This window comes from Flavobacterium sp. CG_9.1, assembly GCF_015751645.1.
Lineage (GTDB): Bacteria > Bacteroidota > Bacteroidia > Flavobacteriales > Flavobacteriaceae > Flavobacterium > Flavobacterium xanthum.
Window position 1 is genome coordinate 36,202 of the sequence record NZ_JADOVC010000030.1, and the last position, 9,423, is coordinate 45,624.

Sequence of the window (9,423 nt, forward strand, 5' to 3'; positions counted from 1 at the left end):
GTATAATTCTACTTTTTAGAAATAGAATATTATTTTTAAGAAAAACAGTTTAAAAATTTATTTTATGATGTAATTATCCGGTATAATTGCTCCTTTTTTAATGACAACAATTCCGTCCTTTATGGCATACAACTCATTCGAGAAATCTTCTAAATGATTCCCTCCACTTATGTATACATCATTCCCAATTCTGCAATTTTTATCCACTAGAGCATTGCTTATAAAACATCTTTCTCCAATTCCCACAAGTTGTCTCCCTGTTCTTAGATCTTCATTCATATCATCAATATTCTGATAAAAATCATTCCCCATGATATAACAATTTTGAATGATGCTTCCCTCGCCAATTCTGGACCGAATACCAATCACGGAACGATTGATTTCTTTTGCATTCAAAATACAACCTTCCGAAATTAATGATTTATCAATCATTGTTTTTTGGAATTTTGATGGTGGAAGCAATCTAGGTCTAGTAAAAATTTTATTTTCGTTATCAAATAAATTAAATTTTGGTAAGTCTTCTGTAAGTCCAATATTCGCTTCAAAAAAGGAATCAATGTTACCAATATCAGTCCAATATCCTTCGTATTGATAACTTAATATTTTTTTATGTCCAACAGCCTGAGGAATAATTTCTTTACCAAAATCTTTGGTATCTTTATTGGACATAATATCCACTAACAATTTTTTGTTGAAGATGTAGATACCCATTGAAGCTAGGTAATGTTTTCCTTCACTCTTCATTTGTTCACTTACATCAGACTCCCAATCAGGCAACAATTCTTTAGCTGGTTTTTCGATAAAGGATTCGATACAACTTTCGGAATTTGTTTTTAGTATTCCAAATTCAGGTGCATCTTTAGCATTAACTGGTAAAGTAGCAATGGTAATATCTGCTTCTCGTTTGATGTGCTCTTCAACCATGTCATTAAAATCCATTTGATACAATTGATCTCCAGAAAGAATCAAAGCATAATCAAAATCATGGTTTAAAAAATGGGGCATGCATTGTCTCACAGCATCAGCTGTACCCTGAAACCACGTTGGATTATCAGGAGTTTGTTCTGCTGCAAGAATATCAACAAAGGCATGGCTAAAAATACTAAAATTATAGGTGTTTTTTATGTGCGCATTCAGTGAAGCAGAGTTGAATTGTGTCAAAACAAACATTCGGTAGATATCTGAATTCATACAATTTGAAATCGGAATATCGACTAATCTGTATTTCCCTCCTATTGGCACAGCCGGTTTAGACCTTGATTCAGTCAACGGATATAATCTGGAACCTTGTCCTCCACCTAAAATAATTGCAATTACATTTTTCTTTTTAGCTTTCATTTCTTGTTAATTATTAGTTTGTACATTTCTATATATTCTTGGCAAACACGTTCCCAAGAATGGTCCGTATTCATTCCTATTTTTCTAATTTTATTCAAATGTTGTTTGTCTTCATATAAATGTATAGCCCTTTGAATCGAATAACATATATCTCCCACACTTGCCTGATCATGGCAAATACCAATTCCATTATCACCAAAATCTACTACCGTATCTTTCAAACCTCCTGTTCTTCTAACAATTGGAATAGTGCCATACCTAAGTGAATACATTTGGTTCAAACCACATGGTTCTACTCTGGAAGGCATTAATAAAAAATCAGAACCGGCATAAATCAAGTGTGCTAATTCTTCATTGTAACCAATAAATGTATTGTAATTACCTTTATAATCTTGTAATAGACTATTCAATTGTTTTTCAATAGTTGTGTTGCCGGACCCCAATATCAAGATATTAATTTGTTGGAAATTCTCAGATAATGCTAACGCCGCAGCATGTGGTAATAAATCACCTCCTTTTTCTTCTAGTAATCTTCCAATAAAACTAAAAAGAGGCTTTGTTGGATCTAAATTAAAAAGGCTACATAATTTTTCTTTATTTTCTTGTTTCCCTTTTTCAAAATTTTTAATAGAATAGTTTTTTTCAAGCATACGATCAGTGTCGGGATCCCACACCTCAATATCGATTCCATTTAAAATCCCTTTGGATTTGTAACGAACTAAATTGAGTAAGGATTCTAAACCGTTAGCTGAATAATTGATTTCATTCAGATAACTAGGCGAAACCGTAGTCACAGCCCAAGCACACTTTATAGCTACAGCTAATGAATTAATACAATTATCCCATTCTAAAACATTCACATGCGCCAAATCAAATTCAGGCAAATAGTATAATTTATCAAAACCAAACTGTCCTTGATACAAGCCATTATGAATCGTAATCATTGATGGTATATTGTGTAGTTTTTCGTACTTATTACAATACAACATCATAAAAGGAATCAAACCGGTATGATGATCATGACAATTAATGACATCCGGAACATCTTCTCTTCCTATAATCCAGTCTAAAGTGGCAATTTGAAAAGACAAGAAACGTTCGATATCGTCTTGATAACCGTAAACCTCTTTCCTGTTAAATAATTCTGGAATTTCAACCAGATACAATTCAAATCCTAATGCATTTGTTTTTTCTTTGAGAATATTAAACGGAAAATTAAAACTTCCCAATTTTACATGTCCCCAATGAACACATTCAAAATGATTTTCTATTTTGAATTTGGTATCATAACAAGGCATCACTACTCGTACTGCATTGCCTGCATTATTTTGATATTTTGGTAATGCGCCAACTACATCAGCTAAACCGCCAACTTTTGCAACAGGGTAACACTCTGCACTAATATGAAATATTTCCATGTATGAAATTTTGCTTTATTTATTGTTAGAAAGAAGCTTCAATGACTTTATTTTTTAGTATTTCCTAGAAGTACTAAATCTGTTTTTATGTTAATACCAACTAAAACCTTTTAAAAAATACTACATTTATGTTTTTCTAAATTTAGTGAAAAAAATATAAAATAGTAACCCGCTTGAAAATTTATCATAATGACAAAAAAAAGTTCTATTCATACACAATCGTTGAAAATTCCTAAGATTATTTTATTAACCAGTAAATTAATCTCTTTTATCTCGCCAAAACTGATTACTTTATTTGCCGCTAAATTGTTTACTACGCCTATAAAACACAAAATTCCAAAAAGAGAATTGGAAATGGATCGCACAAGCATCCAAAAACTGATTTCTATTCCTGCAATTAATAAAGAAGTAGTTGTGTACGAATATGGCAAAAGTGAAAAGAAGATTTTGCTTGTCCACGGCTGGTCTGGACGTGGAACTCAGTTGTTCAAAATAGCCGATGAACTTTTAAATAATGGTTATTCCACCATAAGTTTTGATGCACCAGCACATGGAAAATCCCCTGGAAAAACTACTATTATGGTCGATTTTATTGCAACAATTTTAGAAATTGAAAAGCAATTTGGGCCCTTTGAGGTAGCAATTGGTCATTCTTTGGGGGGAATGTCTGTTTTGAATGCCATAAAACAAGGATTAACAGTGCAACATGCCGTAGTAATTGGCAGCGGTGATATTGTAGAAGATATTATAGATGATTTTATAGCGAAATTACAATTGAAAGCAAAAGTAAGCACCCATTTACGAATGCATTTCGAAAAAAAATATAGAGAAAAAATGAATGATTATTCTGCTTTTCTAGCAGCAAAAGAAACCAGTATTCCGGTGCTGGTAATCCATGACAATGATGATCCAGAAGTTCCTGTAAAAGCAGGAAAACATATTTATGAACATCTTAGAAATGGAGAGTTGCTTTTAACGGACGGATTAGGACACCGAAAAATTCTTGGTAATCCTAAAGTAATAGAAAGAATAGTTCAATTCATCAAAAACAAATAACTAAATTGCATGGAGCTAGATGCGGTTTAATTTTAAACAACTTTATAGTACATCATAAAATAATAATTTAAAAAAAATTCATACATCATGAAATATCCTATAGAAAAAACCGAGCAGGAATGGAAAGAACAATTAGGTGAAGAACGATATAGAATCCTTCGTCAAAAAGGAACGGAATATCCACACACCGGAACATATAATTTGAATTATGAAAAAGGTACCTACTCCTGTGGCGCCTGTGGCGAGCCATTATTTGAAAGTAATTCTAAGTTTGATGCACATTGTGGTTGGCCTTCTTTTGATGAATCCATACCCGGAAAAGTACAGTACATTTCGGATGTGACACACGGAATGAAACGCACTGAAATCCTATGCGCTAATTGCGGAAGTCATCTCGGACATGTTTTTGATGATGGCCCTACGAAAACGGGTCAGCGCTATTGCGTTAACTCTTTATCACTGGACTTTAAAGAATAAAAGTCAGAATTAATTTTTCTATTTTTATAGTGACGCAGCACTTAACTCTAAACTTGGTTTAAATGTCAAATTTAAAAACAGAAGTAAAACTGTAAACCATTTGAAACTTGTTTAATACAAAAATTGTTCAGATGAATAAAAATAAAAAGAGCAAAAAGTAATTCGCTTTTTGCTCTTTTATATCTTTTTAAATAAGAATTAATTATAGAAAAGAAGCTTTAAGGGCTGGTTTAAAGCGTTTTTTTGATGCTTGTTCGTAGGCGTAACCCAACCCGATTAATTCGCCTTCCTTGTAAGGAGTTCCAAAAAAAGACAATCCAACAGGTAAGTCATAAGCTTGACCACAAGGAACGGTTATATGTGGAAAGCCACTAATTGCTGCCGGAGAAGTTAAGGAATATCCACCCCAACGGTCCCCGTAAATCACATCAATACTGCAAGCTGGTCCCATTGTAATTCCGGTTATAGCATCCAACTTATTTGCTTTAAAGACAGCATCCAAAATACGTTTACTTCCCTCAAAACTTTGATTGAGTGCCTCCAAATATTTTTTATCTTCCAATCCCTTTTTCGCATTTGAACTCACCAATGTCTCTTGTTTAAAGTAAGGCATTGCTTTATCTTCATTCTTGTTATTAAAATCAATAACCTCTTTTAAATTTTTAACTTTTGTATTGGCTTGAGCCAAATAGCTATTCAATCCATCTTTAAATTCATACTGCAAAACTTCAAATTCAGCTTCTCCAAAAGCATTAATTTTATCTATATAATCAATTTCAACTATGATTGCACCTTGCTGTTTTAGCACGCTGATAGCATTATCTAAAAGTGCATTTATATATTTATTATTACCCTGTGGTTTTTTCTCTACACCAATACGCTTCCCTTTTAAAGCATTTACATCTAAAAATGTTGTGTAATCCTTATGATTTTTTCCATTACTTTCAAGAGTTATAGCATCATCCTGGTCAATGGCTGCAATGGCTCCCAGTAAAATAGCTGCATCAGTTACTGTCCTAGCCATTGGGCCTGCGGTATCTTGTGTTTTTGAAATTGGGATAATTCCAAATCGACTTACTAAACCAACAGTTGGCTTAATACCAACAATTCCATTAACCGAAGCGGGACAAACAATAGAGCCATCCGTTTCTGTCCCTATCGCTACCACGCAAAGATTAGCTGACACTGCAGCACCTGAACCCGCGCTAGAACCGCAGGGATTATGATCTAAAATATAAGGATTTTTAGTTTGGCCACCCCTACTACTCCATCCCGAACTGGATTGCGTAGAACGAAAATTAGCCCACTCGCTCAAATTTGTTTTTCCGATAATAATAGCTCCTGCCTCTCTGAGTTTTCTAACTACAAAAGCATCTTTTGACGCAATATTACCAACCATTGCAAGAGATCCTGCTGTAGTTTGCATTTTATCAGCGGTGTCTATATTGTCTTTTATTAAAACTGGAATGCCATGTAAAGGACCTCTGCTTTTGCCTGCTTTGCTCTCCTTATCCATTGCAACAGCAATGGCAATGGCATCAGGATTAATTTCGATAACTGAATTCAATTGAGCACCATTTTTATCAACAGCTTCAATACGTTTTAAATACAATTGTACTAATTGCTCCGAAGTGTATTTTCCAGAAGCTAATTTCTCTCCCAAACTAGCAATAGTTTCTTCTTCCAGTTCAAAGTTTGTATCAATTACGTTAGCGGGTGCCACCTCTTGGTCTTTTTTACTGCTTGATGTGCAACCTGTAATTAAAAGTGTGGTAAGACCTGCAGACGCTAAAGTTGCAGTGGTTAAAAAAGATCTTCTTTTCATAAATAATATAGTTTGTTTTGGTAAAATAGCTTCCCACTAAAGTACTTTATATAAATGGATTTCTCTACTACAGTTCTAAATTATTATCAAGTCGCTAAAAAATAATAAACAAAGAGGATTTATCTAGAAGTATACTGTAAAGTAACAGGTAAGTTGAAACACGTATTTGTATAAATCTTACTAATAAATCATCGAAAAAGTAAACCTTTAAAACCATTTTACAATCCGTTCAATGCCATCATCCGCTTTTTTTAATTTTGTTAAGGCTAATTTCAAGTCTATACCGTAAGTAACAATATTGTCATTGTTACGCAACCAATCTTCCATTTTTTTCTTTCCTTTAGCCTCCTTAATTGAGGTAAGAGTAACGGCCACATTTTCAACACAGTTGACCACTAAGGCAATTTGTTCATCAGTTAAGATAGATTTATATCTCGTGTGAATTTCTTCTGATGATCGAATGTGCTCGTATTCGTAAGTATCCCCGCCTATAAGTTCCTTTCCAGTGTAAGCATCATAATAATGTGCCTGCGTCAGTCCCTTGGACTTTCCACTTACTAAAGCTGTAACATGCATCGCTGCTTTTACTCGATTAAAAACTCGGTCAATTTCTACTCTGCAATACGGTCGATTTTGGTCTAACATAGATTTTAAATTTAGAATGGCTACTATTCATAAATTGACAAAGTTGAAGTCAAATATCAAAATAGTATGTATCTTATTTTTTACTGTTTTTATTGATTAGCCAAACCTATAAATAATAGCAAAAGATTCCTTACGGAATTCCGTAAAGGAGCTAATTATTTTTAAAAAATAATCTTTAAAAACTATCGATTAAGTACATCAATAAAAAAAGCTCTTACCACAGGATAAGAGCTTTCAAAATTTATATTTAAACTACTAAAACAATAATCTGATGGTAACGGTTGTTCCGTCATTTTCAGTCATTTCAATTTTGATGGGATCAACATTAGCTGGCTGTAATAAAAGGATTCGCTCTCGAGCCAATGCAATTCCTCTTGAAACATGAAATTTTGATTGTTTACGAGTATTTAATCCTTTTCCATTATCAATTATTTTACATTCTAAAATTTTACTTTCAAGTATTTCAAAAGAAATTTTCAATTTTGGAAATGGGTGTGATTCATCAAAAGCATGAACAAAAACATTTTCTACAAAAGGTTGAAGCAACGTTGGATAAACTTCTAAGGTTGCCGCATCAATCAACGGATCAATATAAAATTCTCTACTATTACGACCTTTAAATCGCATATTTTCTATAAAAATATAACTTTTTAAATATTCAACTTCGTCCTTAATTGTGATGGTTTGTTTTGGTGAGTTTTTTAAAGTTTTTCGCATCAATCCTGCAAATTCACTTATGTATAAAGAGGAATTCCTCTCGTCATTTGAACCAACATACGCTTGAATAGAATTTAAAGCATTATAAATGAAATGCGGATTCATCTTGTTAGATAGTGCTTCAAATTTAGCTTCAACTACTTGTTTTTCTTTATAAGCTTTATCTTTAGCAATATTTCTTTTTCTGTTAATGATATAAAATACCAGACTAGTAATAAATAAAATAATTAAAGAAATGAACCACCAAGTAAACCAAAAGGGAGGTTCCACGCAAATATCCAGTAATTTAAAAATAGTAGATTTTCCAGCATTCGAATCAAAAACTTCTACTTCTACTAGATAATCGCCATAAGGCAAATAAGGAAAAAATAAGTTGGCTTTGTCGCTGTATGGACTCCATCGGTTATTAGACTTCAAACGATAACGGAATTTCAATTTCTCTGGAAAAGGATACCCCTTTGGAATAAAATCAATAGAAAAAGAGTTTTGTTGATAATCCCGAACTAATTTATTAGAAGTATACTTGAACCATTTGTAATTAAATTTATCAATAGGAATGTTATTGACCGCTATCTTACTAATAGCTATACCTAATACGGTAATTTGCTCCTTTAAAAGTTTATCTAAATCCACGGTGTAAAAGCCTTTTTCAGTCCCTAACCATAATTGATTTTTAAAAATTTGAGAAGTGGTAAAATTACAATCTTTTAATCCTAGCGCTTGATCAATCAATCGGAAGACACCATTCTGGTATATGTTCATTCCTTTTTCAGTTCCTATTAAAATACAATCTTTGTAAGCTTCCAGGAAAAGAATAGTTTTACCAACGAGTTTGTTTTTATTAATCTTTTTTAAAACTTTAAAAGTTTTACTGTCCTCCACTATAAAAACATTTCCAAATTCAGCGGCTAAAATAAGTTGAACTTTGTCATTAATGGTAATGTGTTTGAACTTTTTTTCTTTCCAAATTTCATCAGCTAAATAGGACTGAAATTGATTTTTGTGATAAACATACAAACCATTAAAAACGGACAGAAGATACGTTTTGTCCTTATTACTCAATATTTGTACAATATATTGTGGCGTATTTTTTTCAAATTTTGAATAATGTTTACTTTTAAGTTTATAAATATCATCATATACTCGAACACCTGCATAAGTAATCGTCTCAATAAATTTATCATTTGAAGAAAATCCAAATTTTAGACTATGTTTAGGGACGTAATTGATGATTTTTCCTAAAGAATTAATCTCAAATATTCCAATATTGCTGCCAATCCAGAATGAATTTATATGTTTAACCATTTCATAAAATACAATTCCGTCTGCTTTAATATTAAAATTCAGTTCAAAATCTCTCGATTCAACTCCTTGTTTGTTTATAATATTATTTCCTTTGTTTAAATAGGCTTGTTCAACGTTTTTAAACTCTGAAAGTGAAATTGTTTTTAAAATTTCCTTGTTAGAATCTAAAATTGTTACCCCCCTATTGTGTAAAAGAAATTTCCTTTTATCAAAATTTTCAAAATCGATAACTGAACTTCCATCAAATGGAGAATAATCAATTATTTTATCCAATCGAACTTCATAGATACCTTTATCATTAGAACCGACATATAAGATGTCCTTTGTTTTGTCATAAACAACATTGAGTAAAACTTTTGAATCAATTCCGTACTGGTTCGACACATCAATCATTTTATCATCTTCAATGCGATAGAGTCCTCCATTGGGATTATAAACTCCCCAGGCTGCCGCAAAAATGGAATTTCTTTTATCTCTAGCAAACTGCCATACGGTTGACTTTCCAAATTTAGAAGAGGTAAATTTCCTATTTTTAATACATAAAATATCACTGCTATCCGAAAGTTTTGAATAAAACTTAAAAACTCTTTGTTAAGTACTGTATTTGTTATAATTATTGTTCTTTATTGAGAAAATAAGTCA

Annotated in this window: 7 protein-coding genes; 2 read left to right on the forward strand and 5 right to left on the reverse strand. The window is 32.2% G+C overall.

All coding sequences use genetic code 11. The features are described 5' to 3' along the window. Positions 1-57: 57 nt before the first annotated feature. A complete protein-coding gene (locus tag IWX83_RS14110) occupies positions 58-1,338 on the reverse strand; it encodes a glucose-1-phosphate adenylyltransferase (protein WP_196830560.1) in 1,281 nt (426 codons plus the stop codon). Further along, positions 1,335-2,756, reverse strand: a complete 1,422-nt coding sequence (locus tag IWX83_RS14115) for a glycogen synthase (protein WP_196830562.1) — start codon at positions 2,754-2,756, stop codon at positions 1,335-1,337. The genes IWX83_RS14110 and IWX83_RS14115 overlap by 4 nt, the downstream gene beginning before the upstream one ends. A 189-nt stretch (positions 2,757-2,945) precedes the next feature. Here IWX83_RS14115 and IWX83_RS14120 point away from each other — a divergent pair, with 189 nt between their 5' ends. Beyond that, the gene (locus IWX83_RS14120) at positions 2,946-3,812 is read left to right on the forward strand and encodes an alpha/beta fold hydrolase (RefSeq protein ID WP_196830564.1); all 867 of its coding nucleotides are present in this window, start codon (positions 2,946-2,948) and stop codon (positions 3,810-3,812) included. An 87-nt stretch (positions 3,813-3,899) separates the two neighbouring features. Beyond that, positions 3,900-4,289 (forward strand): peptide-methionine (R)-S-oxide reductase MsrB, encoded by a 390-nt coding sequence (gene msrB / locus IWX83_RS14125; RefSeq protein ID WP_073355519.1) that lies wholly within the window; start codon positions 3,900-3,902, stop codon positions 4,287-4,289. Between the two features lie 202 nt (positions 4,290-4,491). On the opposite strand, the gene IWX83_RS14130 is transcribed toward msrB, so the two are convergent. The 3 genes from IWX83_RS14130 to IWX83_RS17485 form a co-directional block, all read right to left on the reverse strand. Beyond that, complete coding sequence (locus IWX83_RS14130; protein ID WP_196830566.1) at positions 4,492-6,114, reverse strand: amidase; 1,623 nt, start codon at positions 6,112-6,114, stop codon at positions 4,492-4,494. Between the two features lie 207 nt (positions 6,115-6,321). After that, positions 6,322-6,759, reverse strand: coding sequence for a hypothetical protein (locus IWX83_RS14135; RefSeq protein WP_073355516.1), 438 nt, complete (start codon positions 6,757-6,759; stop codon positions 6,322-6,324). Positions 6,760-7,014: 255 nt separating this feature from the next. After that, a complete protein-coding gene (locus IWX83_RS17485) occupies positions 7,015-9,165 on the reverse strand; it encodes a sensor histidine kinase (protein WP_370568432.1) in 2,151 nt (716 codons plus the stop codon). Positions 9,166-9,423: the final 258 nt, after the last annotated feature.